The 26078-nt window shown below is 73.8% G+C and carries 28 protein-coding genes and 1 pseudogene; 14 read left to right on the top strand and 15 right to left on the bottom strand.

Annotated elements, in window-relative coordinates:
- Positions 1 to 84: 84 nt before the first annotated feature.
- From ABT048_RS28080 to ABT048_RS28055, 6 genes are all read right to left on the bottom strand, one after another.
- The gene (locus ABT048_RS28080; RefSeq protein WP_350524311.1) at positions 85 to 840 is read right to left on the bottom strand and encodes a GNAT family N-acetyltransferase; all 756 of its coding nucleotides are present in this window, start codon (positions 838 to 840) and stop codon (positions 85 to 87) included.
- A gap of 173 nt (positions 841 to 1013) precedes the next feature.
- Entirely contained in the window at positions 1014 to 2108 is a 1095-nt protein-coding gene (locus ABT048_RS28075; RefSeq protein ID WP_350524310.1) for a WD40/YVTN/BNR-like repeat-containing protein, read from the bottom strand.
- Positions 2109 to 2287: 179 nt separating this feature from the next.
- Positions 2288 to 3730, bottom strand: a complete 1443-nt coding sequence (locus tag ABT048_RS28070) for a dihydrolipoyl dehydrogenase family protein (protein WP_350524309.1) — start codon at positions 3728 to 3730, stop codon at positions 2288 to 2290.
- Positions 3727 to 4182 carry an OsmC family protein gene (locus tag ABT048_RS28065; RefSeq protein WP_350524308.1) on the bottom strand — a complete coding sequence of 152 codons (456 nt, stop codon included), beginning with the start codon at positions 4180 to 4182 and terminating at the stop codon, positions 3727 to 3729. Before ABT048_RS28065 ends, ABT048_RS28070 begins: the two co-directional genes overlap by 4 nt.
- Positions 4183 to 4332: 150 nt before the next feature.
- Positions 4333 to 5067: an alpha/beta fold hydrolase gene (locus tag ABT048_RS28060; RefSeq protein WP_350524307.1), complete on the bottom strand. Its 735-nt coding sequence runs from the start codon at positions 5065 to 5067 to the stop codon at positions 4333 to 4335.
- A gap of 184 nt (positions 5068 to 5251) precedes the next feature.
- Positions 5252 to 5677 carry a thioredoxin family protein gene (locus ABT048_RS28055; protein WP_502894088.1) on the bottom strand — a complete coding sequence of 142 codons (426 nt, stop codon included), beginning with the start codon at positions 5675 to 5677 and terminating at the stop codon, positions 5252 to 5254.
- A 161-nt stretch (positions 5678 to 5838) separates the two neighbouring features.
- Between ABT048_RS28055 and ABT048_RS28050 the strand changes: the two genes are divergently transcribed.
- From ABT048_RS28050 to ABT048_RS28040, 3 genes are read left to right on the top strand one after another with little or no spacing between them, the layout of a single operon-like run.
- The gene (locus ABT048_RS28050) at positions 5839 to 6399 is read left to right on the top strand and encodes a hypothetical protein (protein ID WP_350524305.1); all 561 of its coding nucleotides are present in this window, start codon (positions 5839 to 5841) and stop codon (positions 6397 to 6399) included.
- A 33-nt stretch (positions 6400 to 6432) separates the two neighbouring features.
- Positions 6433 to 7005 carry a sigma-70 family RNA polymerase sigma factor gene (locus tag ABT048_RS28045; protein WP_402806890.1) on the top strand — a complete coding sequence of 191 codons (573 nt, stop codon included), beginning with the start codon at positions 6433 to 6435 and terminating at the stop codon, positions 7003 to 7005.
- Positions 7002 to 7811 carry an anti-sigma factor family protein gene (locus tag ABT048_RS28040; protein WP_350524304.1) on the top strand — a complete coding sequence of 270 codons (810 nt, stop codon included), beginning with the start codon at positions 7002 to 7004 and terminating at the stop codon, positions 7809 to 7811. The genes ABT048_RS28045 and ABT048_RS28040 overlap by 4 nt, the downstream gene beginning before the upstream one ends.
- A 706-nt stretch (positions 7812 to 8517) precedes the next feature.
- On the opposite strand, the gene ABT048_RS28035 is transcribed toward ABT048_RS28040, so the two are convergent.
- The 3 genes from ABT048_RS28035 to ABT048_RS28025 all read right to left on the bottom strand — a co-directional run bounded on the left by ABT048_RS28035 (position 8518) and on the right by ABT048_RS28025 (position 10656).
- Positions 8518 to 9147: a hypothetical protein gene (locus tag ABT048_RS28035; RefSeq protein WP_350524303.1), complete on the bottom strand. Its 630-nt coding sequence runs from the start codon at positions 9145 to 9147 to the stop codon at positions 8518 to 8520.
- Positions 9148 to 9304: 157 nt separating this feature from the next.
- Complete coding sequence (locus tag ABT048_RS28030; protein ID WP_350524302.1) at positions 9305 to 9817, bottom strand: DUF1990 domain-containing protein; 513 nt, start codon at positions 9815 to 9817, stop codon at positions 9305 to 9307.
- Positions 9814 to 10656: a YndJ family protein gene (locus tag ABT048_RS28025; RefSeq protein WP_350524301.1), complete on the bottom strand. Its 843-nt coding sequence runs from the start codon at positions 10654 to 10656 to the stop codon at positions 9814 to 9816. Before ABT048_RS28025 ends, ABT048_RS28030 begins: the two co-directional genes overlap by 4 nt.
- Before the next feature lie 168 nt (positions 10657 to 10824).
- Here ABT048_RS28025 and ABT048_RS28020 point away from each other — a divergent pair, with 168 nt between their 5' ends.
- Positions 10825 to 11094, top strand: a complete 270-nt coding sequence (locus tag ABT048_RS28020) for a DUF1876 domain-containing protein (protein ID WP_350524300.1) — start codon at positions 10825 to 10827, stop codon at positions 11092 to 11094.
- Positions 11091 to 11294 carry a hypothetical protein gene (locus ABT048_RS28015; protein WP_350524299.1) on the top strand — a complete coding sequence of 68 codons (204 nt, stop codon included), beginning with the start codon at positions 11091 to 11093 and terminating at the stop codon, positions 11292 to 11294. Before ABT048_RS28020 ends, ABT048_RS28015 begins: the two co-directional genes overlap by 4 nt.
- 106 nt (positions 11295 to 11400) lie before the next feature.
- Here the strand turns inward: ABT048_RS28015 and ABT048_RS28010 are convergent, their stop codons facing one another.
- The 3 genes from ABT048_RS28010 to ABT048_RS28000 form a co-directional block, all read right to left on the bottom strand.
- Entirely contained in the window at positions 11401 to 11841 is a 441-nt protein-coding gene (locus ABT048_RS28010; protein WP_350524298.1) for a PPOX class F420-dependent oxidoreductase, read from the bottom strand.
- Between the two features lie 328 nt (positions 11842 to 12169).
- A complete protein-coding gene (locus ABT048_RS28005; protein WP_350524297.1) occupies positions 12170 to 13705 on the bottom strand; it encodes an MFS transporter in 1536 nt (511 codons plus the stop codon).
- Between the two features lie 206 nt (positions 13706 to 13911).
- Entirely contained in the window at positions 13912 to 14592 is a 681-nt protein-coding gene (locus ABT048_RS28000) for a TetR/AcrR family transcriptional regulator (protein WP_350524296.1), read from the bottom strand.
- A gap of 137 nt (positions 14593 to 14729) precedes the next feature.
- Here ABT048_RS28000 and ABT048_RS27995 point away from each other — a divergent pair.
- Both ABT048_RS27995 and ABT048_RS27990 read left to right on the top strand, forming a co-directional pair.
- Positions 14730 to 14858: pseudogene (locus ABT048_RS27995) on the top strand (Uma2 family endonuclease); the annotation flags it as partial.
- 121 nt (positions 14859 to 14979) lie between these two features.
- Complete coding sequence (locus ABT048_RS27990; protein ID WP_350524295.1) at positions 14980 to 15765, top strand: VOC family protein; 786 nt, start codon at positions 14980 to 14982, stop codon at positions 15763 to 15765.
- Between the two features lie 69 nt (positions 15766 to 15834).
- Here ABT048_RS27990 and ABT048_RS27985 read toward each other — a convergent pair whose 3' ends face one another.
- Entirely contained in the window at positions 15835 to 16287 is a 453-nt protein-coding gene (locus ABT048_RS27985; protein ID WP_350524294.1) for a hemerythrin domain-containing protein, read from the bottom strand.
- A 200-nt stretch (positions 16288 to 16487) separates the two neighbouring features.
- On the bottom strand, positions 16488 to 17108 hold the full coding sequence (locus ABT048_RS27980; RefSeq protein ID WP_350524293.1) for a TIGR03086 family metal-binding protein: 621 nt from the start codon (positions 17106 to 17108) through the stop codon (positions 16488 to 16490).
- A gap of 211 nt (positions 17109 to 17319) precedes the next feature.
- On the opposite strand from ABT048_RS27980, the gene ABT048_RS27975 reads away from it, so the two are divergent.
- Entirely contained in the window at positions 17320 to 17892 is a 573-nt protein-coding gene (locus tag ABT048_RS27975) for a DoxX family protein (RefSeq protein WP_350524292.1), read from the top strand.
- Positions 17893 to 18139: 247 nt separating this feature from the next.
- Positions 18140 to 20434, top strand: coding sequence for a M9 family metallopeptidase (locus ABT048_RS27970; protein ID WP_350524291.1), 2295 nt, complete (start codon positions 18140 to 18142; stop codon positions 20432 to 20434).
- Positions 20435 to 20565: 131 nt separating this feature from the next.
- On the opposite strand, the gene ABT048_RS27965 is transcribed toward ABT048_RS27970, so the two are convergent.
- Entirely contained in the window at positions 20566 to 21327 is a 762-nt protein-coding gene (locus ABT048_RS27965) for a PP2C family protein-serine/threonine phosphatase (protein WP_350524290.1), read from the bottom strand.
- A gap of 133 nt (positions 21328 to 21460) precedes the next feature.
- On the opposite strand from ABT048_RS27965, the gene ABT048_RS27960 reads away from it, so the two are divergent.
- The 5 genes from ABT048_RS27960 to ABT048_RS27940 all read left to right on the top strand — a co-directional run.
- Positions 21461 to 22621, top strand: coding sequence for an LLM class flavin-dependent oxidoreductase (locus ABT048_RS27960; protein ID WP_350524289.1), 1161 nt, complete (start codon positions 21461 to 21463; stop codon positions 22619 to 22621).
- On the top strand, positions 22618 to 23244 hold the full coding sequence (locus ABT048_RS27955; protein ID WP_350524288.1) for an FMN reductase: 627 nt from the start codon (positions 22618 to 22620) through the stop codon (positions 23242 to 23244). Before ABT048_RS27960 ends, ABT048_RS27955 begins: the two co-directional genes overlap by 4 nt.
- Positions 23245 to 23464: 220 nt before the next feature.
- Complete coding sequence (locus ABT048_RS27950) at positions 23465 to 24526, top strand: Dyp-type peroxidase (protein WP_350524287.1); 1062 nt, start codon at positions 23465 to 23467, stop codon at positions 24524 to 24526.
- Complete coding sequence (locus ABT048_RS27945) at positions 24523 to 25368, top strand: family 1 encapsulin nanocompartment shell protein (protein WP_350524286.1); 846 nt, start codon at positions 24523 to 24525, stop codon at positions 25366 to 25368. Before ABT048_RS27950 ends, ABT048_RS27945 begins: the two co-directional genes overlap by 4 nt.
- Positions 25369 to 25572: 204 nt before the next feature.
- A partial coding sequence (locus ABT048_RS27940; protein WP_350524285.1) for an electron transfer flavoprotein subunit beta/FixA family protein occupies positions 25573 to 26078 on the top strand: 506 nt, incomplete at its 3' end.

The following is a 26078-nucleotide window of genomic DNA, read 5'->3' as shown; positions in this document are numbered from 1 at the left end:
CGCGGAGCCGTCGACATCGGAACCCGTCCGGCCGTGGCCGTGGCCGTAGCCGTAGCCGTTCCTTGGCCGGGCGGGTCCGGGGGCTCAGCCGGCGTCGGGCACGATCACCGTCAGCGTGGTGTCCTTCAGGCGGAAGCCCAGCGCCTCGTAGACGCGGCGGGCCGGGTTGCCCTCGGTCACCACCAGGTGCACGTCGGCGAGGCCGCGGGCGGCGGCGTCCGCGACCGTCAGGCGCAGCAGGTCGGCGCCGAGGCCGCGGTAGCCGCGATGGGGGTGGCGGAAGACGTCGCCGACCCACGGCAGGCCGTCGCGGTCGGTCAGGACCAACCCGGCGACCACGCGGTCCTCCGCGTCCACGGCGAGCACGCTGGACGGCAGGACCGGGCCGATGGCGTTCCCGGCGAGCAGCAGGGCGAGCCGCTCGGAGAGCGCCTGCGCGTCGTCGCCCGGGAAGTGGTCGACGTGCCCGGGACCGAAGGCGGCCCGCCAGGCCTCGAACAGTTCCTCGGGCGCCCGGTCGCAGGGCGCCGCCCGCAGGCCCTCGCGCAGTGGCGCCCCGGCCCAGTCGGCGGGCGGGGGATCGGCGCGCAGGTCCCGCCGGAAGGTGTGGGCGTGCCGCAGCACCGTCGCACCGTCCGCGACCAGTCGCCGCCCGAGTTCGGGGCTGCCGGAGACCACCCACCCGGGCAGCTCGGCGCGGATGTACCCGGCCGCGTCCACCGACCCGTCCAGCACCTCCAGCAGGTCGGCCCAGGGCCGGCCCGCCCGCTCGCCCGGCTGGTAGCGCAGCACCGGAGTGCCCTCGCCGTCGTGCCTGACCACCCAGTCGGCCTCCGCCACGGCCCACCCCTTTCGCGTGTTCCCGCGGGATCGTTCGTCGGCGGCCCATGCTCGTCGGAGCGCGGCGCCCGGGCAAGCGGTTTTCCGGCGGCCGGTGATCAGGTGGTCGGTGACCCGGCGGCAGGTGTGGCGGCGGGTCACGCGGCGGGTCCCGCGGCGGGTCCGAGGACGGGTCAGGCCACCACCGCCGCGCGGACGCAGAGCACGTCCGGCAGGTGGGACTTCAGCAGCGACCAGCTCTCGCCCTCGTCCCGGCTGCCGTACACGTCGCCGGTCCGGTTGCCGAAGTAGATCCCGGCCGGGTCGGCGTCGTCGGTGCGCAGGGCGTCGCGCAGCACGATGCCGTAGTGGTCCTCGCCGGGCAGGCCCGCCGCGAGCTGCTGCCAGCTGTTGCCGCCGTCGGTGGTGCGGAAGACCCGGCAGCGGCGGCCGGGCGGGATGCGGTCGTCGGAGCCGCCGAGCGGGAAGAGGTACGCGGTGTCGCCGCGGCGCGGGTGGGCGGCCACGGCGAAGCCGAACTCGGCGGGCAGCCCGTCGACGATCGAGCGCCAGCTGCCGCCCCAGTCGTCGCTGCGGTAGACGCCGCCGTGGTTCTGCAGGTAGAGCCGGTCGTGGTGGACCGGGTCCGGGGCGATCTTGTGCACGCACTGGCCGAACTCGGGGTACTGGCGCTCCTGCGGGAAGAACTCCGCGCGCAGCCCGGTGTTGGAGGGCTCCCAGCTGTCGCCGCCGTCCTTGCTGCGGTAGACGCCGCCGCTGGAGACGGCGACCAGCAGCCGTTGCGGGTCGCGCGGGTCGGTGAGGACGGTGTGCAGGCCCTGGCCGCCGTAGCCGGCGCCCCACTGCGGCCGCTGGGGGTGCTCCCAGAGCGACTCGACCAGCGCGAAGGTCTCGCCGCCGTCGGTGGAGCGGAACAGCGCGGCGGGCTCGGTGCCGGCGTAGACGACACCGGGGGCCTCCGCTCCGGCGGGCTGCAGCTGCCAGACCCGGGTGAGCGAGGCGCCGGTGGACTCCGGGAAGCGGATGGCCGGCTGCGGCGGCTCGTACCAGTGCGCGCCGAGGTCGTCGGAGCGCCAGACGGACGGGCCCCAGTGGCTGCTGTCGGCGCCGACCAGGATCCTGGTGCGGCCCTCCCGGCGGTCGACGGAGACGGAGTAGATCGCGTTCATCGGGAAGTGCGGCCCGCTGAACTCCCACGTCAGCCGGTCGCGGCTGCGGCCGAGAAAGAGGCCCTTCTCGGTTCCGACGGCCAACAGCACCTCGGTCATGCCTCACACCACCTGGTCCACGAGCACGGCCCCCCGGGACGGTCCCCGACTGCCAGTGTCCCGCCGTCCACCGGTGGTCACACCTCGCCGCGCCGATCACCCGGAAGGCCGTCCGTTCGCCCGGCGGTCCGTTCACCTGTCCGTCTGTTCACCCGTCGTCCGTCGGTCCGTCCGGAGGGCTACCCCCGGCAGCCCTCCAGCAGCCGCAGCCAGACCTCACTGATCGTCGGGTACGCGGGCACCGCGTGCCAGAGCCGGTCGATCGGCACCTCGCCGACCACCGCGACGGTCGCCGAGTGCAGCAGCTCGGCCACCCCGGGGCCGACCAGGCAGGCGCCGACCAGCACCTGGCGGTCCAGGTCGAAGACCACCCGGGCCCGGCCGCGGTAGTCGTCGCCGTACAGCGAGGCCCCGGCGACGGCGCCGAGGTCGTGGTCGACGCTCTTGACCCGCAGCCCGGCCTCCTCGGCGGCGGCCAGCGTCAGGCCGACGGCGGCGACCTCCGGTTGGGTGAACACCACCTGCGGCGCGCCCGCGAGGTCGGCGGACGCAGCGTGCGCGCCCCAGCGCGCGGTGTCCAACGGGCGCCCCTGGGCGCGGGCGGCGATCGCCGCGCCCGCGATCCGGGCCTGGTACTTGCCCTGGTGGGTGAGCAGCGCCCGGTGGTTGACGTCCCCGGCGGCGTACAGCCACTCGCCGTCCACCCCGAGCACCGCGCAGCTGTCGTCCACCTCCAGCCAGCCGCCCGGCTTCAGCCCGACCTGCTCCATCCCGATGTCGGCGCTGCGCGGGGCCCGGCCGGTCGCGTACAGCACCTCGTCGACGGTCAGCTCCCCGCCGTCCTTGAGCGTCAGGGTCACCGGCCCGGAGCCGTCCGTCCGTTCCACCGCGGCGACCTCGACGCCGAAGCGGACGTCCACCCCGGCCCCGCGCAGGCCCTCGGCGACCAGCTCGCCCGCGAACGGCTCCATCCGCGGCAGCAGCCCCCCGCCGCGCACCAGCAGCACCACCTCGGAACCGAGCGCCCGCCAGGCGGTGGCCATCTCGACCCCGACCACGCCGCCACCGACCACTGCCAGCCGCCCGGGGACGGCCGACGAGCCGGTGGCCTCCCGGTTGGTCCACGGCGCGGCCTCGGCCAGCCCCGGCACGTGTCCGGGCAGCACCGGACGGCTGCCGGTGCACACCACGACGGCGTGCCGGGCGGTGAGCACCCGCTCGCTGCCGTCCTCGGCCTCCACCGTCACCGTCCGCTCCCCGGCCAGTCGGCCGTGGCCGCGGACCAGGTCGATGCCGGTGTCCCGCAGCCACTTCACCTGGCCGTCGTCCTTCCAGTGCGAGGTGAAGGAGTCCCGCCGGGCCAGCACCGCGGCCGGGTCCAGCCGGCCGTCGCCGACCGCCTCCCGGGAGCCGGCCACCGCGCGGGCGTCGGTCAGCGCCGCCACCGGGCGCAGCAGCGCCTTGCTCGGCATGCAGGCCCAGTAGGAGCACTCGCCGCCGACCAGCTCGGCCTCCACGATCACCGTGCGCAGACCGGCGGCGACGGTGCGGTCCGCCACGTTCTCGCCGGTCGGGCCGGCCCCCAGGACGATGACGTCGTACTCCTCGGCGGTGCTGGTCATGCCCGGTCCTCCGTCGTCTCGATGGCCATCCCGGCCCGCAGGGCGAGGGTGACCGGCGTGCGTTCGCAGATGTCGAGCAGCCGGGCGCGCTGGTCCCCGTCCAGGCCGCCGGTCAGGGCGACCCGGCGGGAGATCCGGCCCCGGCTGCCGTCGGTCTCGTACCCGAGCCTGACCCGGACCGTCTCCAGCGGCCACTTCTTGCGGTCGGCGTACATCCGCAGGGTGATCGCGGTGCAGGAGCCGAGCGAGGCGAGCAGCAGCGCGAACGGCTCCGGCCCGCTGTCCGAGCCGCCGCGCCGCGCGGGCTCGTCGGAGGTCAGCGGGTGGGTGCCGGCCCTGACGTCCACGTGGTACGGCGCGTCGGCGGCGCTCCCGGTGACCAGGGCGGTGGTGACCCGCCGGAACTCGGGCCCGGCGGCGGGTGGTTCGGTACGGCCGGGCTGCTCGCTCATGGGGTCGCTCTCCGCTCGGGTACGGTGTGGGGCCCATCCTGCCGGGCCGGGCGCGCCCGCGCGACGGACGGACACGCCCAGGACGCGCACGGGACACATCCGTGCGCGCAGGGGACAGCACCGGGGCGCGCGGGGGACGGCCGGGCGGTCTCAGAGCGCGGCGAGTTCCACGAGCACCGCCGCCGTGTCGGCCGGGCGGGAGAACATCGGCCAGTGCCCGGTGGGCAGTTCGCGCAGCTCCCAGTTCGGCCCGGCGAGCGCGGCGAAGCCCGGATCCCCGGAGTCGATCAGCGCGCGCACCGTGGCGAGCGGGAAGGAGCAGAACACCATCGCCTGCGGCAGCGCGTCCCCGGCGCCGGTCAGCCGCAGCCGGTCCCGGAACGCGCCCTCCGGGTGCGGGGTGGCCCGCGCCCGGATCCGGGCCAGCGCGGCCTCGTCCAGGCCGTCCAGGCCGGCCCCCTGGGAGGACAGGAAGTCCCAGGGCGGCATCGGCAGTCGGCCGTCCGTCACCGTGGCGTCGGCCTCCTCGCGGAACCCGGGCTGCCAGAGGTCGTAGACCGAGGAGCCGTCGGGCATCGGGCGGCTGTCCAGGTAGACCACCCGGCGGATCCGCTCCGGCATCCGGTCGGCCAGCCCGCCCACCGGGGCGGCGGCGCCGCTGTGGGCGACCAGCACGACCTCCCACAGGTCCTCGCGGACCAGCAGGTCGGCCAGGTCGGCGATGTGGTCCTCCAGTCCGAACCCACCGGACTCGACCGCGCGTTCGGCCACCCCGGGCAGGCTGACCGGGTGGACGCGGTGCCCGGCGGCGCGCAGCGGCGCGGCCACGTCGTCCCACGCCCAGGCGCCGAGCCAGAATCCGGGGACCAGTACGAACGTGCTCATGGCGATCACTCCTTCGTCGGTGGTACCTCCGCGGAGACCCCGGTGGGGGCCGCTGACACGACTCTAGGAGCGGATCGGGACGGGCGTGGCGGAGCGCGACGGGCGTCGCCGGATCGGGCGGGCCGCGGGTGCGGCGAGGGCCCGGGGGACACCGCTCCCCGGGCCCTCGCCGACCGGCCCGGCCTCAGGCCTGGCCGCCGGCCGCCTGCTCCTCGGCGACCTTGCGCTTCACCTCGACCATGTCCAGCCCGCGGGCCTGGCCGATCAGGTCCTCGAACACCGCCTCCGGCAGCGCACCGGCCTGCGAGAAGACGAGCACGCCCTCACGGATGATCGCCAGCGTCGGGATCGACTGGATACCGAACGCGGCGGCCAGCTCCTGCTGCGCCTCGGTGTCCACCTTGGCGAAGACCAGGTCCGAGTGGCGCTCGGCCGCCTTCTCGTACACCGGGGCGAACTGGCGGCAGGGACCGCACCAGCCGGCCCAGAAGTCGATGAAGACGAAGTCCTTGCCCTCCGGGCCGGGGACGATGTCGTCGAAGTTCTCCTTGGTCAGTTCGACCGTGCTGCTCATCTTGCGCTTCCTTCCCTTCCGGAGGCCGCGGTACAGACCGTGTGCCCGCCACAACGGCGCCACCCGACACGGTATTCCGTGGGCGGTTCCGCGGGCGTCCGGCCTTCCCCGGGCGTCCGGGCGCCGGCATTGAGCAGCCGGTCGGCACCGGACGTACAGAAGGGTGTCCAGTCCGTTTCCGACCGCGGGAGGCACCCATGTCCAGCAAACCCCGCACCCGCCGGGCCGCCGTGCTGGCCGCCTCCGGCATCGCGGTGGCCGCCCTGATCGCCGGTTGCGGGTCGTCCGGCGGGAGCAAGTCCGCCGCGCCGAGCACGTCGGGCAGCCAGAGCGCCCCGGCGAGTGCGACCCTGCAGACCGCCACCGACCCCAAGCTGGGCACCATCGTCACCGACAGTGCCGGCTTCACGCTGTACCGCTTCGACCAGGACGAGAACAACCCGCCGGAGTCGTACTGCAACGGCAGCTGCGCCGTGATCTGGCCGCCGGAGCACGTCAACGGCGACGTCACGGTCAAGGGCATCGACAGCAAGCTCGTCGGCACCGTCACCCGTTCCGACGGGACCAAGCAGGTCACCGTCAACGGCTGGCCGGTCTACCGCTACTCGCCGGACACCAAGCCCGGCGACACCAAGGGCCAGGGCGTCGGCGGCACCTGGTTCGCGGTGACCCCGAGCGGCGGCAAGGCGGGCACCGGCACCGGCTCCGCCCCGAGCCCGGCGACCCCCAGTCCGATGCCCAGCACTCCGGGTTACTGACCGGTGCCGACCGTCCTCGACCGGGAGGCCCGGGTGCGCAACGATGAAGTGGTGACCGAGGAGCACCCCGTCGGCGGCACCGCCGGCCATGTCACGGGGGCGTCGGACGAGGAGCTGATGCGCGCCCTGTACCACGAGCACGCCGGTCCGCTCTTCGGCTTCGTGCTCCACCTGGTCGCCGGCGACCGCCAGCGGGCCGAGGACGTCGTCCAGGAGACCCTGGTCCGCGCCTGGCGCAACATCGACCGCCTCGACCCGGCGGCGGGCTCGCTGCGGCCCTGGCTGGTCACCGTCGCCCGGCGGATCGTGATCGACGAGCACCGCAGCGCCCGGGCCAGGCCCCGCGAGGTGGACGCGGCCGCCCTGGAACTGCTGCCCGCCGAGGACGAGCTCGACCGGGCCCTGCGGATGATGACCGTCGCGGACGCGCTCGGCGACCTCTCGCCGGCGCACCGCGAGATCATCGTCGAGACCTACCTGAAGGGGCGCACGGCCAACGAGGCGGCCGCCGAACTCGGCATCCCGGCCGGGACCGTGCGGTCGCGGGTGTTCTACGCACTGCGCTCGCTCAGGCTCGCGCTGGAGGAACGGGGAGTGACATCGTGACCAAGCGCCCCGACCCGGTGCCCGGCAGCCCGGACGGCGTTCCCGGCGGCGGGGGCGGCACGCCCGGCGGCCCGGACCACGGGCCCGGCGGGACCGGCCGCGCCTTCGACGGCCCGGAGCACGTCGACGCCGGCGCCTACGTCCTCGGCCTGCTGGAACCCGCCGAGCGCGCCGCCTTCGAGCAGCACCTGGCCGACTGCCCGCAGTGCGCCGAGCAGGTCGCCGAACTCGGCTTCGTGGAACCGCTGCTGGCCGAGTACGCGGCCGCCGGGACGGCCGCCGGGCTGGACCCGGCCGCGCCCGCCCCGCAGCCGGACCCGCGGCTCCTGGACCGGCTGGTCGCCGAGGTCGGTACCGCCCGGCGGCGGGGCCGGGTGCGGCGGCTGGTCCTGGCCCTGGCCGCGACGGCGATGATCGCGGCGGGCCCCGCCGTCACGGCCGCGGTGCTCACCGCGGACAGCACCCCCGCCGTGGTCGCCGTGGCCGAGCAGTTCAGCGCCACCGACCCGACCACCGGCGCGCACGCCACCGTCGGCGTCGACGGCACCACCTGGGGCAGCCAGGTCAGCATGCAACTCTCCGGCGTCCAGGGCCCGTTGACCTGCAGCCTGGTCGCGGTCTCGCACACCGGCGGACAGCAGACGGTCAACACCTGGCGCATCCCGGCGGGCGGCTACGGGGGCAACGGCGGCGTGCTGCGCACCACCGGCGGTACGGCCCTCCAGCCGGGCGACATCGACCACTTCGAGGTGCGCGTCCAGGGCAACGGCGCCGTCCTGCTCGCCGTCCCCGCCCACCGCGCCTGACTCAGGACGGCGGGTGCACGGGGGTGCTGCGCGGCCGGCCGCACGGTCCCGGCCGCGCCCCGGACGCCGGGCCACCGCGGATCCGGCTCGCCGGAGTCGGTCATGTGCTCCCGCCGCCACGTCCGGCTCCAGCCGTACCGCACCGACGGCTCGAAGCCGTGCCACCGCCCGCACGGGCAGGGCGTCAGCACCCGGGCGCAGGACCGGCACAGCCCGGCCTCGCCGTGGCCGGTCGGGACCGGCACCGCCGGGCCCTCCTCCCCGCAGGCCGGGCAGCCGGGCAGCTCGGCGCCGTCCAGCAGGGCGTTCCGCCGCCGCACGTAGTCGGGCAGGCTCAACGGGGGGTGCAGGAACGGGTCGTGGTGCCACGCCGCCTCCAGTGGGCCCCACCGGTAGCGGTCCCACCACGGCGGCACCGGCCGGGTCCGTCGCCCGGACCGCTTCTGCGCCCGGCGCTGCGCCGCGTACTCCTCGGCCCCGGCCCGCCACAGCTCGCGCGCCTCGTGCAGCTCGTCCACCGCACGCAGCAGCGAGTCCGGGTCCGTCTCCAGGCGCCGCGGCATCCGGGCGCTGACGGTGAGGTGGTGGTAGGTCGCCCGCAGGCCTTACGGGGCGAAGCGGGTCAGGCAGGTCCGCAGCGCGCTGTGCCGCCGGTGGACCGGGAGCGAGGTGTCGTGCACCCGGGCCCGGTGGGTGTGGAAACTGGTCATGCCGGGGCCTCCAGGGCGAGTGCGCGGGCGAGCGCGGTGGTGACGGCGGGCGCGCGGTCCGGCAGCTGCCGCTCGGCCCACCGCGCGGCGAGGGCGAGGAAGTCGCGCAGGTCCCGCTCGGCCCCGGCGAGCAGTCGGCGCAGCTCGTCCACCGGCAGCTCGATCACCGGGCTGTCCGCGTCCTCGTCGTCCTGGGTGAGCCGGACGACCCGGCCGATCCACTCGACCCGGGCGTCCGGGTCGTGGCCGAACCAGGCCGGGCCCGAGCCCTCGACCACGGCCGTCCACTCGCGCCAGTCCTCCAGGCCGGTGCAGCAGCCCGGGGTGAAGACGGTGCCGGTGGCGGGGTCGGTCACCCGGAACCCGCCGGGCGCGAAGAGGTCGGGCATCGTGAGCAGCCCGTGCAGGAAGGCGCCCAGCGGGTCCGCCGGGCGCGGACCGCGCTCGTCGTCCTCCTCGGGGTCGACGTCGTTGACGTCGGCCAGCCGCCACACCGCTGTGCCCACCTCGGCGGGCGTCAGTTCCCCGTTCAGCACCAGGTATCCCCAGCCCTCGTGCTCGGCCGTGGGCCAGAGCGCGAAGCCGTCGGGGGAGCGGATCTCCAGTACCGGCTGCATCAGCATCATCGGGCGATGATGCCGGACGGCGGCACCGCCGGTCGCGGCATTTACGCCGCGCCGGCTGCCGTCGCTGCCGTCGTGACGCTTGTCCCCGCGCCCGGCCCGCTGCCGCCACAGCGCTCACGCCGTGTCCGCGGCGGCCGTGTCCGCTACGCCGCGTCCGCTACGCCGCGTCCGCCGCGATCCCCGCCAGCACCCGTCCGCAGTGCCGGGCGAAGGCGCGCTGGGCGAGCGGGAGCAGCGGTCCGGCCAGTCGGGCGTACCAGGCGACGGGGCGGCTGAAGGCGGTGACGGTGAACCAGACCGCCCCGTCCGGCCCCATCTCGACCAGGAAGGTCTCCTCGCCGGCGGCCAGGTGGCCGTGCCGCGTCCCGTAGGTGAACCCGTAGCGGTCCGGGCCGTCGACGGTGGCCAGCACCCGGTTCGGGGCCCCGGCGCGCAGCGGCCCGACCCCGATCCCGCAGTGGACGGCGACGCCCGGGGCCGCGCGCTGCGCCTCGGTATCGATCCGTACGCCTGCCAGCCGGTGCATCCGCCAGCCGAGCAGGGCGGCTCCGGCGACCTCCAGCGCGGCGCGGCCGTGGCCGATCCGCGCCCGGTGCCGCAGGTGGTTGTAGCCGTCGGGCAGTTCGCCGGTGGTGCTGGCGCCCTGTTCGGGGTAGCTGAGGTCGGTCATCGGTGGGCCTCCGGGGTGTCGAGCCGGCGCCAGGCGAGGAGCGCGCAGAGGGCGAAGCCGAGCGCGTTGCCGACGCCGTGGGTGGCGGCCATCCAGGCCAGGGTGGGGTGGGGGAGTCCGGCGGCCCGGCCGAGTGCCCACCAGAGGGCGAGCACCATGGTGAGCGCGAGGACGGCCGAGGAGACGGCGAACAGGCGGCCGGTGGCCGTGTCGTGGGCCCGGTGGCGCAGCTCGCGCCAGGTGATCAGGCCGACCAGCCACATCCCGGTGGTCAGGACGAGGGCGCCGGCGAACTGCCACCAGTTGCCGAGGAAGTAGCCGGCCAGGACCACCAGGGTGCCCGCCGGCACGCTGAGCGCCGCGCAGCGGGCGGCGGTGGAGGCCGGGTCGACGGCCCGGCAGACCAGCCCGGCGACCAGGGCGGCGGTGAACCCGGCGTAGTGGAAGTGCGGGACGGTCAGCGCCAGGATGTGCGGCTCGAAGCCGAACAGCGGGTAGCCGGAGCGTTCGGCGACGAGGGCGACCCCCGCCACCGAGGGCGCGGCGAGCGCGGTGAGCACCGCGATCTCGGCGGGCGCGAGCGAGCGGGTGCGGGCCAGCCGCAGCGGCGCGTGCAGCGCGATGACCAGGGTGCCCAGCGCGTAGACGACGGCGGGGCCGGTGGCGAGGGCGCCGCGCGGCAGCCAGAGCGAGAGCGCGCCGGGTACGGCGGCCAGCGGCCAGAGCCGGCGGATCCGGGCGAGCCCGGGTTCGTCGATCAGGGCGAGGCCGAGCGGGACGACGGCGCCCATGCCGAGCAGGACCAGGAGGTCCACCAGTTCGGTGGTGCCCTTTCCCATGGCGGACACACCCCCCTTGAACGTGTTCAAATGAGCTTCGCCGCCGACTCTACGCCGCCGACTTGAACGCGTTCAACTCGCCCCCTCGCCGGGCCCCGACCCGGCTTGCCTGGTGCTAACGGTGGGTGCGGCGCACTCTGGAGGAGTAACCGATGGAGGTGATCCGCCATGCAGACTCTGGTCGGTTGGCACATCGAGATGGAGTTCCGTGAGGACGGTCCGCGCACCAGCGCCGCCGCCCTGCTCCGGCTCGGCGACGGGAGTGAACTGCGCGCCCACGGCTTCAGCAGCCGCCACCCCTCCGACCCGGAACAGCTGCGGGTCGGCGAGGAGGTCGCGGGGGCCCGTGCCCTCAACGACCTCGCCTCCCAGCTGCTCACCAAGGCCCACGGCGAGATCCAGGAGGTCAGCCCGGTCCCGACCCACCCGCTGTCGTGACCGCCCCGCGTCCTGGCGGCGGCTCCGCCGCGCCCGAACCGGCCCGCCCGCGCATCCCGCTGATCTGCCCGCGCTGCGGGCACGAGCAGCAGGTCGTGCCCGGCGGCCCCGAGCGGGTGGTCAAGGTCGTCCACGTCGGGACCGGCCGGGAGGCCTGCGAGACCGAGGACCTGGCGCGGGCGCCGGACGACGGGAGCTGAGCGGCACGGGCCCGGGATCCCCGGGCCCGTGCCGTCGGGCCCGAGCCCCCGGACCCGGCCGGCTCGTCGGTGTCATCCGCAGGGCTCGGCACCCGCGTCGGCCGCCTCAGTTGACGCAGTACGAGTCCGGAGGCCGCCACTCCGGCCCGACCAGCCGCCGCTCCGGCTCGTTCGGGGTGATCCGGATCCCGACCGTTCCGTCCAGCCCGACCCGGAACCGGCTGCGGGCCAGCACGATGAGCGCCGTCAGGCCGTACTTGTTGATCAGTGAGGTGCGGTAGCCCGCGGTCGCGTCGGCGTCGCAGAGCCGGGCGCGGGCCGGGACGGGCCGGCCGGTCGGGCGCCCGTGGCTGTCGCAGGGGCCGACCAGCACCCGGGGGTGGCGGCGGATCCGTTCGGCCTCGCCCGAGTGGGCGGGGGTCCAGACCCCGAGCGCGGTGCCGTCCGGCACCACCCAGAGCTGGGACTCGATCGGGGTGCCGTCCTCGTCGAAGGTGGTCAGCAGGAGGTGTCTGCTGTCGGCGAGCCGGTCGGTTCGGTCGTGCACGATGTCCTCCCTCTGGCGTCGGGGCGGGTCAGTGCCCGTGGCCCTCGGTGATCCCGCGGTACTCCTCGGCGGTGGGCTCGGGGACGTGCGCGTACTCGCCGTGGAACCCGCGGGACGGCCTCGCTCGCGGGTGAGCGCTCCCGCCGGGTGGGCCACTTCATTCTCGTCCACCGGGGCGGGCAGTTCGAGGGGGCGGGGCTGTTCGTGTGCCGGACGCCGGACGCCGGATGTCGTATGCCGGATGTCGTATGCCGGAAACGGCGAGCGGCCCGCCCGGTGTCGTGGGACACCGGACGGGCCGCTTACGCACCCGAGCAACCCCTGGGCGTCAGTGCACCAGCACCGGCACCTCGTCGTTCTTCGCGAGATCCGCGCCGGCGCCCGCGCCCGACGCCGAGCCGGGACGGCCGGCGTTGATGAAGGTGAAGGCGACGGCGGCGGCGGCCACCAGGATCCCGAAGGACACCCAGATCGCGGTCGAGAAGCCGTGCACCATGCCGCCGAACTGCAGCGCCTTGGCGGCCTCCGGGGAGGCGGCGGCCGCGGCGGTGGCGTGCGAGGCCAGCCAGCTCGTGGTCGCGCTGGCCGCGATGGTGTTCAGCAGCGCGGTGCCGATGGCGCCGCCGACCTGCTGCGAGGTGTTGACCATCGCGGAGGCCACACCGGCGTCGCGCGGCTGGACGCCGTGCGTGGCGAGGCTCATGGCCGGCATGAACGCGGTGCCCATGCCGAGGCCCATCAGGACCAGGCCGGGCAGGATCAGCGCCGGGTAGGAGGTGTCCAGGCTGATGTGGGTCAGCAGGAACATGCCGATCGAGGCGACCAGGAAGCCGGGCGCCATCAGGTAGCGCGCCGGGACCCGGGTCATCAGCCGGGCGCCGATCTGGGTCGAGCCGGTGATCATGCCCGCCACCATCGGCAGGAAGGCCACGCCGGTCAGCACCGGGCTGTAGCCGAGCACGATCTGCAGGTAGTAGGTCAGGAAGAGGAACAGACCGAACATGCCGATCACGGCCATGCCCAGCGACAGGTAGACCCCGCCGCGGTTGCGGTCCAGCACCACGCGCAGCGGCAGCAGCGGGGCCTTGACCTTGAGCTCGACCATCACGAAGGCGAACAGCAGCACGGCGGCCGCGGCGAACAGGCCGAGGGTGCTGGCGGCCGTCCAGCCGGAGGACTCGGCCCGGGTGAAGCCGTAGACCAGGGAGACCAGGCCGGTGGTCACCAGCAGTACGCCGGGGACGTCCAGCTTGTTGCGGTTGCGGCCCTCGGCGGGCTCGCGGATCACCATCACGGCGCCGACGGCGGCCACGATGGCGAACGGGATGTTGACGAAGAAGGTCCAGCGCCAGTTCATGTACTCGGTCAGCAGGCCGCCGAGGATCAGACCGATGGCGCCACCGCCACCGGCGATCGCACCGTAGATGCCGAACGCCTTGGCGCGCTCCTTGGCCTCGGTGAAGGTCACCGCGAGCAGCGACAGCGCGGCGGGGGCGAGCAGCGCGCCGAACACGCCCTGCAGGGCGCGGGCGCCGAGCAGCATCGCGGTGTTGGCCGCGGCGCCGCCGAGCGCGGAGGCGAGGGCGAAGCCGGTCAGGCCGACGATGAACGTCCGCTTGCGGCCCCAGAGGTCCGCGATCCGGCCGCCGAACAGCAGCAGGCCGCCGAAGGCCAGCGCGTAGGCGGTGATCACCCACTGGCGGTTGCCGTCGGTGATGCCCAGGTCCCGCTGTGCGGACGGCAGGGCGATGTTCACGATGGTCGCGTCGAGGACGACCATCAGCTGGGCGAGGCCGATGAATATCAGCGCCTTCCAGCGCCGGGGATCGGGCAGCGTCGCCGGGCGGGCGTCGGTTTGGGACATGGGGGTACTCGCTTCACGGTGCGTGGTGTGTGCGTGCATGGTCGACTGCCGTACGGGAACGGCAGGTTGCCGTACGGTGAAAGGTGCTCTGCGGGCGTGCGGGGGCGTGCCGGGGCGGCGCCGCTCAGCAGTGCGGGTCGCCCGGTGCCACCGGACGGATCAGGTGTGGATCAGGTGTTCCGGTCGGATCAGGTCTGGTGCGTCGGTCAGTTGCGGGGCTGGAAGTCCTCGAAGGTCGCCGCCCGGCCGGGCAGCGTCGAACGGACCGGCGTGCGCAGGCCGTCCAGGAAGATCTGCAGGTGCCGGTGGACGAACTCGTCGTGCACCTGGCACGTGGTGTTCGGCAGGGGTCGGGTCAGCTGGCTCATCGCGATGAACAGGTCGCCGTGCTCGACGTCCGGCCGCAGCTCACCCGCGGCCCGGGCGCGCTTCATCAGCCCGCCCACGGCGGACTGCAGGCGCTCCCGGATCTCGGTCAACTCCGGGTCGAACGGGTCGACATGGCTGCTGAACAAGGTGCAGAGACCGCCGACCTTCTCCGCGACGGTCGCGTGCGCGAACCGCTGCAGAGCGTCGAACGGGCCGTCGCCGTCAGGCGAGTCCGCCTCCGCCGTCGCCGTCTCGGCGAGGGCCAGGATGCGGTTCTTGACGAGCACCGCCACCTCCTGGATCAGCGCCATCCGGTCCGGAAAGTTCCGGTAGAGAGTGGCGTTGCCGACCCCTGCCCGCTTCGCGATCTCGTCCAGCGGTGCATCCGCACCGTGCTCGACGAACGCGTCCCGGGCCGCCAGCACGATCCGTTCCCGGTTCCGGCTCGCATCCGCACGCAGCTTCGGCGTACGGGTGCTCCCGGCGGGACTGACCGACTCGGCGGCGGCGGTGGTCACGACGACTGCTCCTTGAGGATACCGGGGAAGTTCTCCCCGCTTTTGCCAACGTACTCGGAAACGGGGAATCTGTCCCCGGAATTTCCGCCCCCGATGTGACCTATGTCACATCGGGCGCTTTGCCTGTCGGTCGACCCGTGCACAGTCAGCCCGACGGCGTCCGTTACGAGAGCGTTCGGATCGTTCCCTTCGGCAGGACCGTCGACCTGCCCGATCCGGTGGGCATCCCGCTGGACACCGAGCCGCTGAAGAACTGGGTGCGCTGACCCCGGCCATGCCTTCCCGGGGGTGGTGCGCCCCTCGTCCTAGGCTGTGGAGGTCCCGGGCGGCCGGTGGGCCGTGGGAGTCGGGAGCGGCCCGGCGGCCGGGTGGGCGAGGAGGTTCGCGATGGGCAGCGGTGAGACCGCCAAGGTGCGCTGTGTGGCGGCCGTTCCGTGCTGGGTGAGCCTGATGGCCCGGGACCTGGAGGCGGCCAAGGCGTTCTACGGGCCGTTGCTCGGGTGGGAGTTCGAGACCGGGCCGGACCACTTCGGGCCGTACGTGCACGCGGTGGTCGGCGGGGAGGCGGTGGCCGGGCTCGGCGTCGCGGGCGTCGGGGCGATCCCGCTCGCCTGGACCAGCTACTTCGGGACGGAGAGCGCCGACGCGGCCGCCGACGCGGTGCGGGAGCGCGGCGCGACCCTGGCGATCGGGCCGCTGGCCTTCGACGCCGGGCGGGTGGCCTTCGCGGCGGACCCGGCGGGCGCGGTGTTCGGCATCTGGGAGGGCCCGCTGGGCCGGGCCCGGAAGCTGGAACTGCCCGGCGCGCCGGTCTGGATCGAGCTGCGCACCCCGGATCCGTTCGCGGCGGCGCTGTTCTACGGCGAGGTGTTCCGCTGGGACGGCCGCGATCCGGAGCGCTTCGACGTGCGCTGGGAGCACGACCGGGTGGTGCTGCGCGCCGAGGGGAACAGCGTCGCGGCGCTGGCCAAGGAGCAGGCGGGCGGTCCGGCGGGGATGCCGCCGCACTGGGAGGTGTCCTTCGCCGTCCCGGACACCGACCGGGCGCTGGAGCGGGCGGTGGAGCTGGGCGGCGCGCCGCTCGGCCCGGCCTTCGACTCCCCGTACGGGCGGGTGGCCCGGCTGCAGGACCACGAGGGCGCGCGTTTCGCGGTGATCAGCCCGAAGAACTGATCACCGAGCGGATCGAGGCCCGATCGGGGGGGTCGGCCGGGTGGGTCGGCCGGGGGCCGGCCGGAGGAGTCAGGAGCCGAGCGCCGCGCGCTCCGCGCGCAGCCGGTCGCCGAGGGCGGCGCGGGAGGCGGCGGGCAGGGCCTTGCGGGCGGCGGCGAAGAGCTGTTTCTCCTCGCCGTGCAGGTGCCGCCGCAGGGTGTCGGCGAGGCCGCGCAGCAGGGTGTCGAAGGTCGGGTCGGCGGGGCGGAGCGCCTGCAGGTCGGAGAGGTACTGCCCGATCGCCAGGTGGTCGTGGATGCTGCTGAACACCAGTGCCCCGCCGTCGGGCACGTCGTGCTGCACGATCGGGAAGAGGTGTTCCTCCTCGGCGGCGCAGTGGGCGAACAGCAGGTCGGTCAGTCGGGTCACCAGGTCGCCACGTTCGGTGCTGCCCGTCGGGGCGGCCTCGATCGCGTCGAGCAGTTCGGTGACGGCCCGGTGGTCGGCGGTGAACTCGCCGAGGATGTCCGGCCTGCGGCTCATGGCGCGCCCGCCTCTCGCACGGAAACTGGCCCCCGTTCCTTCCAGTATCCGGCGCCGGGCCGCGGGGCCGGGTGAGCCCCGGCCACGCTGGGTTCCCGTCACCCCCGGTTCCCGTCACTCTCCGTTCCGGCCGCTTCCGCCCCGGTCACCGCCGTGCGCCCGCCCTGCCGTGTGCCCGCCCCGCCGTGCGCTCGGCTCGCTCACCCCTGATCGCCGGCGCCCGCCGCTCCGCCGTCCCGGCGCCCGGTGAGGGCGAGCAGCCGGGTCTGCGGGCTCGCGTCCTCGGGCACCGGGACCGGCGGGTCGAACACTCCGCTGCCGGAGAGGTCGCCGTAGCCGGTGATCTCGCCGAGCGCGAAGTCGACGAGTTCGGCGGGGAGCCGGGTGAGCCGCCCGGTGCCTTCGGCGAGGTCCCAGGTGTGGATGACCAGGTCGGTGGTGAGCTGGTTCAGGTAGTACCGGCCGGTGACGTCCCCGAAGGAGAGGTGGACGGTCAGCTCGGCGGCGCCGGGGACGTCGAAGGCCTGTCGGGCGGCCTCGGCGGCGTCCGTCCAGGCGGCGAGGGGGTCGTCGCCGAGCACGTCGCCGTCGAACCGGCCGCCGACCTCGCCGATGGTGGCGCCCATCAGCAGTTCGGGCACCCAGAGCTGCTCGCCGACGAGGTGGTTGACCAGGTCCCGGACGGACCAGTCGGTGCACGGGGTGGGGGAGTCCCACTGGCCGGGGGTGATCAGCCGGACGCGTTCGCCGAAGGCGGCCAGGGCCTCGGGGTACGGGGTGCCGGTGCCGTCGGCCCGCCGGTGCTGCCTGCGTTGAGCCATGCCTCCACCCTGCCCCGGTCCGGCCGGGGGCCGCGAGTCGCCCACGGACCGTCAGTTGTTCAAATTCGAACTCCAAGGTACGGTCGGTGGAGCGGCGGTTCAAATTTGAACAACGGCCTGGGGGTGACGACTCCCGCCCGCCGCCTCACCGCATCCCGCTCACGCCGGCCCCCGGCCGGCGACGACCGACCTTCGACCGATGGAGACGCGCATGCCGAGCAGCAGCCCGAGCACGACCGCCGCCACCAAGCCCACCGTCAGTCAGGCCCCGGACACCTCCGGGCCCGCGACGACCTCCCCGCACGCCTATGACGCCGGACTCCTGCTCCTGCGCCTGGTCCTCGGCCTGACCATGGCCGCGCACGGCAGCCAGAAACTGTTCGGCTGGTTCGGCGGCGGCGGGATCGACGGCACCGGTCAGTTCTTCACCGCGAGCGGCTACCCGGCCGGTGACACCATGGCCGTGGTGGCCGGCCTCACCGAGACGCTGGGCGGACTCGCCCTCGCCGTGGGCCTGTTGACCCCGCTGGCGGGCGCCGCGATCGTCGGCACGATGGTCAACGCGATCGCCGTCACCTGGGGCGGCGGCTTCTTCGCCCCGAAGGGCAGCGAGTACGAACTGCTGCTGACGGCCGGGGCCGCCGCGCTGGCGCTGACCGGCCCGGGCCGCTACGCGGTGGACCGCTTCCTGCCGGTGGTGCGGGCGCACCGCCTGGCGTACGGCGCGGCCGCCGTGGTGGTCGGCCTCGCGACGGCGGGCGTGATCCTGCTGCTCCGCAAGTAGCTCCGCGACAACCGACCGGCCCGGAGACCGTGGTGACGAACCGTCACCACGGTCTCCGCGCGTTTCCCCCGCAAACTGCGCACAGCGGCCAGGGTTCCCAAGGTTATGTGATGTGTGCCATGGTACATGTCACACTCCCCACCGGTTCCCGGCGGATCCGCCCCCACGCGGCGCCGTCGCCAACGGTCCTCGAATCCCCCACCGGCCGCGCCCCGATCGCGGCCGACGACGGCCGGGAGGCCCTCACGTGAGTCCCGCACGACTGCTGCGACTCCCGCAGTTGGCACGATTGTTGACGCTCGTCCTGTCGCTCTTCCTGGCGGTCGGCCTGTTCGCGCCGCAGAGCCAGGCAGCGCCCGTAGCGGCGCCCGCCCCCGGCGGCGCGCCCACCGCCCCCACTGGTGCGGCCCCGCAGCCCGCCACCGGAACGCCCGAACGCACCGACGGTGAGCGGCAGTTCGCCACCGCCGACCAGCGCGCCCCACTGCCGCTGGACACCCGGCCGGCCGAGGTGAAGGCGGCCGCCACCCCGAACGCCAAGGCCCCCCGTCTCGGCGCGGCGGCCGAACAGGCCTGCAACATCGGTGACTTCACCGGCCGGACCGGAAGCGACCTGGTCCAGCACATCAAGGCCGCCGACATCCAGTGCATCAACAGCCTCTTCCAGCTCACCGGCGGCGACGCGCGCGGCGCGTTCCGCGAGGAGCAGATGACCACGGTGGCGTACGCGCTGCGCGACGCGGCGGGCAGCTACCCGGGCGACAACACCACCTCCGTCGAGCAGTTGGTGCTCTTCCTGCGTGCCGGCTACTTCGCGCAGTGGTACCACCCGGGTGACGTCGGCACGTACGGCACCGCCCTGCAGACGGCGATCCGCTCCGCGCTGGACGCGTTCTTCGGCAGCGCGCACTCGCGGGACGTCGCCGCCGGCAACGCGCCCATCCTGGGCGAGGCCGTCACCCTGATCGACAGCGCGCAGGAGAACGTCCGCTACCTCCCGGTGGTCAAGCGGCTGTTGACCGACTACACCAGCGCCACCTGGAACCCGGCCGGCATGGCCTGGTCGGTGAACCCGGTGTTCACCGTGCTGTTCCGCGGCCACCAGGTGGCCGGCTTCGACGCGGCCGTCGAGGCCGACCCGAGCGTCCTGGACACCCTCGCCGCCTTCGCCGGCCGCAACAACGACCTGCTCGGCGGCGACTTCGGCGTGCTGACCTACAACGCCACCAAGGAGCTGGGCCGCTTCCTGAAGGACCCGGCGCTCCAGGCCAAGGTCCGTCCGCTCGCCAAGGCGCTGGCGGACTCGTCGGCGCCGAACGGCCGCACCGTGTTCCAGTGGGCCGCGGTCGCCGAGGCGGTCGGCTACTACGACGCGGGCAACTGTTCGTACTACGGCACCTGCAACTCCGCCGACCAGCTCAAGGCCGGTGTGCTGAAGGTCGACTACACCTGCAGCCCGAGCATCAAGCTGATCGCCCAGGCACTGGACGCCACCCAGCTGGGCACCGCCTGCACCAGCCTGACCGGTCAGGACGCCTACTTCCACTCGGTGGTCAAGGACAACGGCCCGGTCAAGGACGACGGGAACACCACGATCGAGGTCGTGGTCTTCCACTCCTCGCTCGACTACCAGGTGCTGGCCGCCGCGATCTACGGCATCGACACCAACAACGGCGGCATGTACCTGGAGGGCGACCCGGCGAAGGCGGGCAACCAGCCGCGCTTCCTCTGCTACGAGGCCGAGTGGGCCCGCCCGTCCTTCGAGATCTGGAACCTCAACCACGAGTACACCCACTACCTCGACGGCCGCTTCGACATGTACGGCGACTTCAACGCCGGCATGACCACCCCGACCGTCTGGTGGGTCGAGGGCTTCGCCGAGTACGTCTCCTACTCGTACCGGAAGGTGAGCAACGACGCCGCGATCGCGGCGGCCGCGCGCCACACCTACCGGCTGAGCGACCTCTTCGACACCGCCTACGGCGACCAGGACCGGGTCTACCGCTGGGGGTACCTGGCCGTGCGCTACATGCTGGAGCAGCACCGCTCCGACATGGACGCGGTCCTCGCCAAGTACCGGGTGGGGGACTGGGCCGGCGCCCGCACCCTGCTGAAGACCACCATCGGCACCCGGTACGACGCCGGCTTCGACAGCTGGCTGACCGCGTGCGCGAACGGCGCCTGCGCGACGAACCCGACCGTCCCGCAGCTGCCGGAGTGCGCCGCGGCCGACACCCGGGCGCTGGACACGAACTGCGCCCGCAGCAACGTCGCCGCCACCACGGGCAACTACGCGCACTTCTACCTCCTGGTGCCGGTCGGCACCAAGCAGGTGAAGATCACCACCAGTGGCGGCACCGGCAACGGCGACCTCTACTACAACCCGGCGAGCTGGGCGTACACGGGCTCGTACGCCACGCGGTCGGCGGGCCCGGACAACTCCGAGACGCTGACCGTGACGAACCCGCCGACCGGCTACGTCTACTTCAGCCTCTACGCCCAGCAGGGCTTCAGCGGGGTGACCGTCACGAGCGAATTCTGAGCCGAGCACGGCGAACGGACAGGTGACCGCCCCGGCGGAGCGCTTCGGCGCCCCGCCGGGGCGGGTCCGTTCCGCGAGGCCCGTCGCGCACGTTCCGCGGGGGCCGTCGCGCACGTTCCGCCGGGGTGCGGCTACCCGCCGACCCGCACCAGCGCCAGGGTGATGTTGTCCGGCCCGCCGGCCTCGATCGCCGCCTTCCAGAGCTCGAACGCGGCCTTGCCGTCGGATCGTTCGGCCCCTTCGTAGGAGCGGGCCAGCAGGTCGGCCAGCTCCTCCTCGGGCACCGGGTCGGTCAGCCCGTCGCTGCAGACCAGGTAGCGGTCGCCGGATGCCAGCGGGGCGACCCGGACGTGCGGTTCGACGAAGGTGAGCCCGAGTGAGCCGCCCAGGGTCTGGGTGACCATCGAGGTGGTGCGGCGTCCGGGCGGCAGCGGCGGGCTGTCGTCGACGCTCACCCGGCTCAGCCCGTCCCCGTCGATCCGGTAGACCCGGCTGTCGCCGACGTTGAAGACCACCGCCCGCTCGGGCAGCAGCACCACCCCCGCGATCGTGGTGCCCATCGCGGCGAGCTCCGGCTCCCCGGCGGCGGCCGCGTAGACGGCCCGGTTGCACTCCTGCAGTTCCTCCCGGACGGCCTCCTCGCCGTCCAGGCCGTCCCCGTGGGCGGCGAGCCGACGGGCGACCAGGGCGCTGGCCACCTCGCCGCCGGGGTGGCCGCCGAGGCCGTCGGCCACCGCGACCACGCAGGGCGGGCCCAGCGGGAAGAGCAGCGTCTGCGGGTTGCTGGTCACGGTGGCGCAGAGCGTCCACGGGCCGATCGCGAGGCTGTCCTCGTTGTGCTCCCGCACCAGGCCCTCGTGGCTCAGTGCGCTCACCGCGATGTACGGCGCCATCGTCCGCCGCCCTTTCCGGAACCCCGCCGCTCGTGCCCCGCCTTCCTTCCATTGTGGGCGGGAATAGCCGGGGCCACCTGCGTGCTAAGGTGGTTGAAAGTTGAACGACCTCCTCCGGAGAGCGGTGAGCAGCATGCAGTTCGGAATCTTCTCCGTCGGCGACGTGACGACCGACCCCACCACCGGCCGTACCCCGAGCGAGCACGAGCGGATCAAGGCGATGGTGGCGATCGCGCGCAAGGCCGAGGAGGTCGGCCTGGACGTCTTCGCGACCGGCGAGCACCACAACCCGCCGTTCGTCCCGTCCTCCCCGACGACCATGCTCGGCTACATCGCCGCGCAGACCGACCGCATCATCCTCTCCACCTCGACGACCCTGATCACCACCAATGACCCGGTGAAGATCGCGGAGGACTTCGCGATGCTCCAGCACCTGGCCGAGGGCCGGGTGGACGTCATGATGGGCCGCGGCAACACCGGCCCGGTCTACCCGTGGTTCGGCAAGGACATCCGCCAGGGCATCCCGCTCGCGATAGAGAACTACGCGCTGCTGCACGAGCTGTGGCGCGAGGAGGTCGTGGACTGGAGCGGCCGCTTCCGCACCCCGCTGCAGGGCTTCACCTCCACCCCGCGCCCGCTGGACGACGTCCCGCCGTTCGTCTGGCACGGCTCGATCCGCAGCCCCGAGATCGCCGAGCAGGCCGCCTACTACGGGGACGGCTTCTTCGCGAACAACATCTTCTGGCCCAAGGAGCACTTCCAGAAGCTGATCGACCTCTACCGCGAGCGCTATGCCCACTACGGCCACGGCACGCCCGAGCAGGCGATCGTCGGCCTCGGCGGGCAGGTGTTCATGCGGAAGAACTCCCAGGACGCGGTGCGCGAGTTCCGTCCGTACTTCGACAACGCGCCGGTGTACGGGCACGGGCCCTCACTGGAGGAGTTCACCGAGCAGACGCCGCTGACCGTCGGCAGCCCGCAGGAGGTCATCGAGAAGACGCTGACCTTCCGCGAGACCTTCGGCGACTACCAGCGCCAGCTGTTCCTGATGGACCACGCCGGCCTGCCGCTGAAGACCGTGCTGGAGCAGCTGGACCTGCTCGGCGAGGAGGTCGTGCCGGTGCTGCGCGAGGAGTTCGCCAAGGGCCGCCCGGCCGAGGTGCCGGACGGGCCGACCCACGCCGCGCTGGTCGCGGACCGCGACCGGAAGGCCGCCGAGCAGGCCGCCGGGACGACCGGCGGGACCAGCGACGAGACGACCGACGAGAACGAGAAGGCCGAGGTGTCCAAGTGACCGCGTACAAGCTGGTGGTGGTGAGCGCCGGGCTGAGCAAGCCGTCCTCGACCCGCCTGCTGGCGGACCGGCTCGCCGACTCGACCGCGCGGCAGCTCGGCACGGACGGCCGGCCGGTGGACGTCACCGTCGTCGAACTGCGGGACCTGGCCGTGGAGATCGCGAACAACTTCGTGACCGGCTTCCCCGGCGCCGCGCTGCGGGAGGCGATCGAGGCGGTCACGGAGGCGGACGGGCTGATCGCGGTGACGCCGATCTTCACGGCGTCCTACAGCGGGCTGTTCAAGTCCTTCTTCGACGTGATCGACCACGACGCGCTCACCGGCAAGCCGGTGCTGATCGCCGCGACCGGTGGCACGCCCCGGCACTCGCTCGCCCTGGAGCACGCCGTCCGGCCGCTGTTCGCCTACCTGCGCGCGGTGGTGCTGCCGACCTCCGTCTACGCGGCGACCGACGACTGGGGCGGGACCGGGGACGGGCTCACCGACGGGCTGCCGCGCCGGATCGACCGTGCGGCGGGTGAGCTGGCGGCTCTGCTGTCCGGCCGCGGCCCGGCGGCGGCGCCGGCGGTGCCCGAGCAGGTGGTGCCGTTCGAGCAGCAGCTGGCGGCGCTGCGGGGCTGAACCGCTGCCGAGGGCGGGAGGGGCGGGTGCGCGACGAGGCGCACCCGCCCCTCGCCGCGTGTCGGCACCCCGCCCGCCCGGCGGGGTCCTTCGGATGCGTGCCGGCCGCGCCGAATTGTCCGCTATGCGATGTAATCATTCCCATGATCAGATCAGTGCCGGTCCGTTCGGTCTACTCCTGCCCCTCCTGCCCGCACCCGGTGTCCTGAGGGGCGACGTCATGCAGCCCGAACCGCAGGACGTGCTCTCCCCGCTGACCGGCGCGGCGATCTTCCTGGTGCTCACCGTCGAACCCGGGGGCGAGCACGCCGTGCGCGAGCTGCTGCCCGACCTCGCCGGGCTGCGCCGCGCGGTCGGCTTCCGGGCCCCCGAGGGCGGCCTCACCTGTGTCACCGGCATCGGCTCCGAACTCTGGGACCGCCTCTTCGACGGCCCCCGGCCGGCCGCCCTGCACCCCTTCCGGGAGGTGGCCGGCGCCCGCCACCGCGCCCCGGCCACACCGGGCGACCTGCTGCTCCACCTGCGGGCCGAGCGGATGGACCTCTGCTTCGAACTGGCCGGGCAGCTCACCGGCCGGCTCGCCGGGGCGGCCACCGTGGTCGACTCCGTCCAGGGCTTCCGGTACTTCGACGACCGGGACCTGCTCGGCTTCGTGGACGGCACCGAGAACCCCGGGGGCCGGGCCGCCGTGGACGCCGCGCTGGTCGGCGCGGAGGACCCGGACTTCGCCGGCGGCAGCTACGTCGTCGTCCAGAAGTACCTGCACCGGCTGGACGCCTGGAACGCGCTGAGCGTCGAGGAGCAGGAGGGCGCGGTCGGCCGCACCAAGCTGACCGACGTCGAGCTCGCCGACGACGTGAAGCCCGCGGACTCGCACGTCGCGCTCACCGTGATCACCGGCCCGGACGGCGAGGAGCGGAAGATCGTCCGCTTCAACATGCCCTTCGGCTCCTTCGCGCACGGCGGCGAGTCCGGCACCTACTTCATCGGCTACGCCCGTGACCCCGGGGTGACCGAGGAGATGCTGCGCAACATGTTCGTCGGCAACCCGCCCGGCACCACCGACCGGCTGCTCGACTTCTCGACGGCCGTCACCGGCGCGCTGTTCTTCGTCCCGACCGCCGACCTGCTCGACTCCCCGCCGCCGGCACCGGGCGCGGTGGTCGGGTCCGCCGCCGGATCGCCGGCTGGGTCCGCCGCCGGATCGACGGCGGGCGGAAGCCCCGGCTCGCTGGGCATCGGCAGCCTCAAACAGACCCCCCGAACAGGACCCCGCGCATGAACAACCTCCACCGGGACCTCGCCCCCGTCTCCGCCTCCGCCTGGGAGGAGATCGAGGACGAGGCCCGCCAGACCTTCAAGCTGCACATCGCCGGGCGCCGGGTGGTCGACCTCAGCGGCCCTGCGGGCGTCGACCTCTCCGCCGTCGGCACCGGCCACCTGACCGGCATCGAACCGCCGATGGACGGCGTCCAGGCGCACGCCCGCGCCGCCCAGCCGGTGGTCGAGCTGCGCGTCCCCTTCACCGTCCGCCGCGATGCCGTGGACGACGTCGAGCGCGGCTCCCGCGACTCCGACTGGCAGCCCGTCAAGGACGCCGCCCGCACCCTCGCCCTGGCCGAGGACCGCACCGTCTTCGAGGGCTACCGCGCCGCCGCCGTCGACGGCATCCGCGCCGCCTCCACCAACCCGCCGGTCCCCCTCCCCGAGGACGTCCGCGAGTACCCCGAGGCGGTCAGCCGGGCGCTCACGGCGCTGCGGCTGGCCGGCGTCGGCGGCCCCTACTCCCTGCTCCTCGGCGCCGACGCCTTCACCGCCGTCAACGAGACCAGCGACCACGGCTACCCCGTCCACAACCACCTCGCCCGCCTCCTCGACGGCGACATCATCTGGGCCCCCGCCATCGAGGGCGCCTTCCTCCTCTCCACCCGCGGCGGCGACTTCGAGCTCTTCCTCGGCCAGGACGTCTCCGTCGGCTACCTCTCGCACGACGCCGAAACGGTCCGGCTCTACCTCCAGGAGTCGCTCACCTTCCGCGTCCACACCGGCGAGGCCGCCGTCGCCCTGGGCGGTGCCGCGCGGGCGGACGGCTCGCGGCCCCCCGGGCACCGGGAAGGGTACTGAGTTCCTTTACGAGGGGTACTGAGTGCCGTATTCTCTCCCTGGAGCCTCTGACGCCAGTCGAAGAGAGCCGACACGGTATGCCGGTCCAGGTGGCGCTCGCGGCGCGCGGGTCGCGACCGGGCCGGACTTGGCACTCAGTACCCTCGGCATGACCTGAGGCCATGGATCCAGTGCATCCGTGCACCCGTGACAGGAGAACCGCTCATGAGCTTGAGGATCGTTGTCTGTGTGAAGTACGTGCCGGACGCGACGGGTGACCGTCGTTTCGCGGACGACCACACCACGGACCGGGAGGGCGTGGACGGCCTCCTGTCGGAGCTGGACGAGTACGGCGTGGAGCAGGCGCTGCGGATCGCGGAGGCGAACGAGGGCGCCGAGGTGACGGTGCTGACGGTCGGGCCGGACGACGCGAAGGACGCGCTGCGCAAGGCGCTGTCGATGGGTGCGGACAAGGCCGTGCACGTGAACGACGACGACATCCACGGTTCGGACGTGATCGGGACGTCGGCGGTGCTGGCGAAGGCGCTGGAGAAGACCGGGTTCGACCTGGTGATCGGTGGCATGGCGTCGACGGACGGCACGATGGGTGTGCTGCCGGCGCTGCTGGCGGAGCGTCTGGGTGTGCCGCAGGTGACGCTGCTGTCGGAGGTGTCGGTCGAGGGCGGTGTGGTCAAGGGCCGTCGTGACGGTGACGCGGCGACCGAGCTGGT

Origin of the sequence: Kitasatospora sp. NPDC096140 (genome assembly GCF_040303045.1) — a bacterium.
Lineage (GTDB): Bacteria > Actinomycetota > Actinomycetes > Streptomycetales > Streptomycetaceae > Kitasatospora.
This window is presented reverse-complemented; position numbering and strand designations above follow the sequence as displayed.

Coding starts and splice junctions, on each gene's coding strand:
- ABT048_RS28075 (WP_350524310.1), bottom strand. CDS start 2,108: ATGACCGAGGTGCTGTTGGCCGTCGGAACCGAGAAGGGCCTCTTTCTC.
- ABT048_RS28070 (WP_350524309.1), bottom strand. CDS start 3,730: ATGACCAGCACCGCCGAGGAGTACGACGTCATCGTCCTGGGGGCCGGC.
- ABT048_RS28065 (WP_350524308.1), bottom strand. CDS start 4,182: ATGAGCGAGCAGCCCGGCCGTACCGAACCACCCGCCGCCGGGCCCGAG.
- ABT048_RS28060 (WP_350524307.1), bottom strand. CDS start 5,067: ATGAGCACGTTCGTACTGGTCCCCGGATTCTGGCTCGGCGCCTGGGCG.
- ABT048_RS28050 (WP_350524305.1), top strand. CDS start 5,839: ATGTCCAGCAAACCCCGCACCCGCCGGGCCGCCGTGCTGGCCGCCTCC.
- ABT048_RS28035 (WP_350524303.1), bottom strand. CDS start 9,147: ATGATGCTGATGCAGCCGGTACTGGAGATCCGCTCCCCCGACGGCTTC.
- ABT048_RS28030 (WP_350524302.1), bottom strand. CDS start 9,817: ATGACCGACCTCAGCTACCCCGAACAGGGCGCCAGCACCACCGGCGAA.
- ABT048_RS28025 (WP_350524301.1), bottom strand. CDS start 10,656: ATGGGAAAGGGCACCACCGAACTGGTGGACCTCCTGGTCCTGCTCGGC.
- ABT048_RS28020 (WP_350524300.1), top strand. CDS start 10,825: ATGCAGACTCTGGTCGGTTGGCACATCGAGATGGAGTTCCGTGAGGAC.
- ABT048_RS28005 (WP_350524297.1), bottom strand. CDS start 13,705: ATGTCCCAAACCGACGCCCGCCCGGCGACGCTGCCCGATCCCCGGCGC.
- ABT048_RS27990 (WP_350524295.1), top strand. CDS start 14,980: ATGGGCAGCGGTGAGACCGCCAAGGTGCGCTGTGTGGCGGCCGTTCCG.
- ABT048_RS27985 (WP_350524294.1), bottom strand. CDS start 16,287: ATGAGCCGCAGGCCGGACATCCTCGGCGAGTTCACCGCCGACCACCGG.
- ABT048_RS27980 (WP_350524293.1), bottom strand. CDS start 17,108: ATGGCTCAACGCAGGCAGCACCGGCGGGCCGACGGCACCGGCACCCCG.
- ABT048_RS27975 (WP_350524292.1), top strand. CDS start 17,320: ATGCCGAGCAGCAGCCCGAGCACGACCGCCGCCACCAAGCCCACCGTC.
- ABT048_RS27965 (WP_350524290.1), bottom strand. CDS start 21,327: ATGGCGCCGTACATCGCGGTGAGCGCACTGAGCCACGAGGGCCTGGTG.
- ABT048_RS27960 (WP_350524289.1), top strand. CDS start 21,461: ATGCAGTTCGGAATCTTCTCCGTCGGCGACGTGACGACCGACCCCACC.
- ABT048_RS27950 (WP_350524287.1), top strand. CDS start 23,465: ATGCAGCCCGAACCGCAGGACGTGCTCTCCCCGCTGACCGGCGCGGCG.
- ABT048_RS27945 (WP_350524286.1), top strand. CDS start 24,523: ATGAACAACCTCCACCGGGACCTCGCCCCCGTCTCCGCCTCCGCCTGG.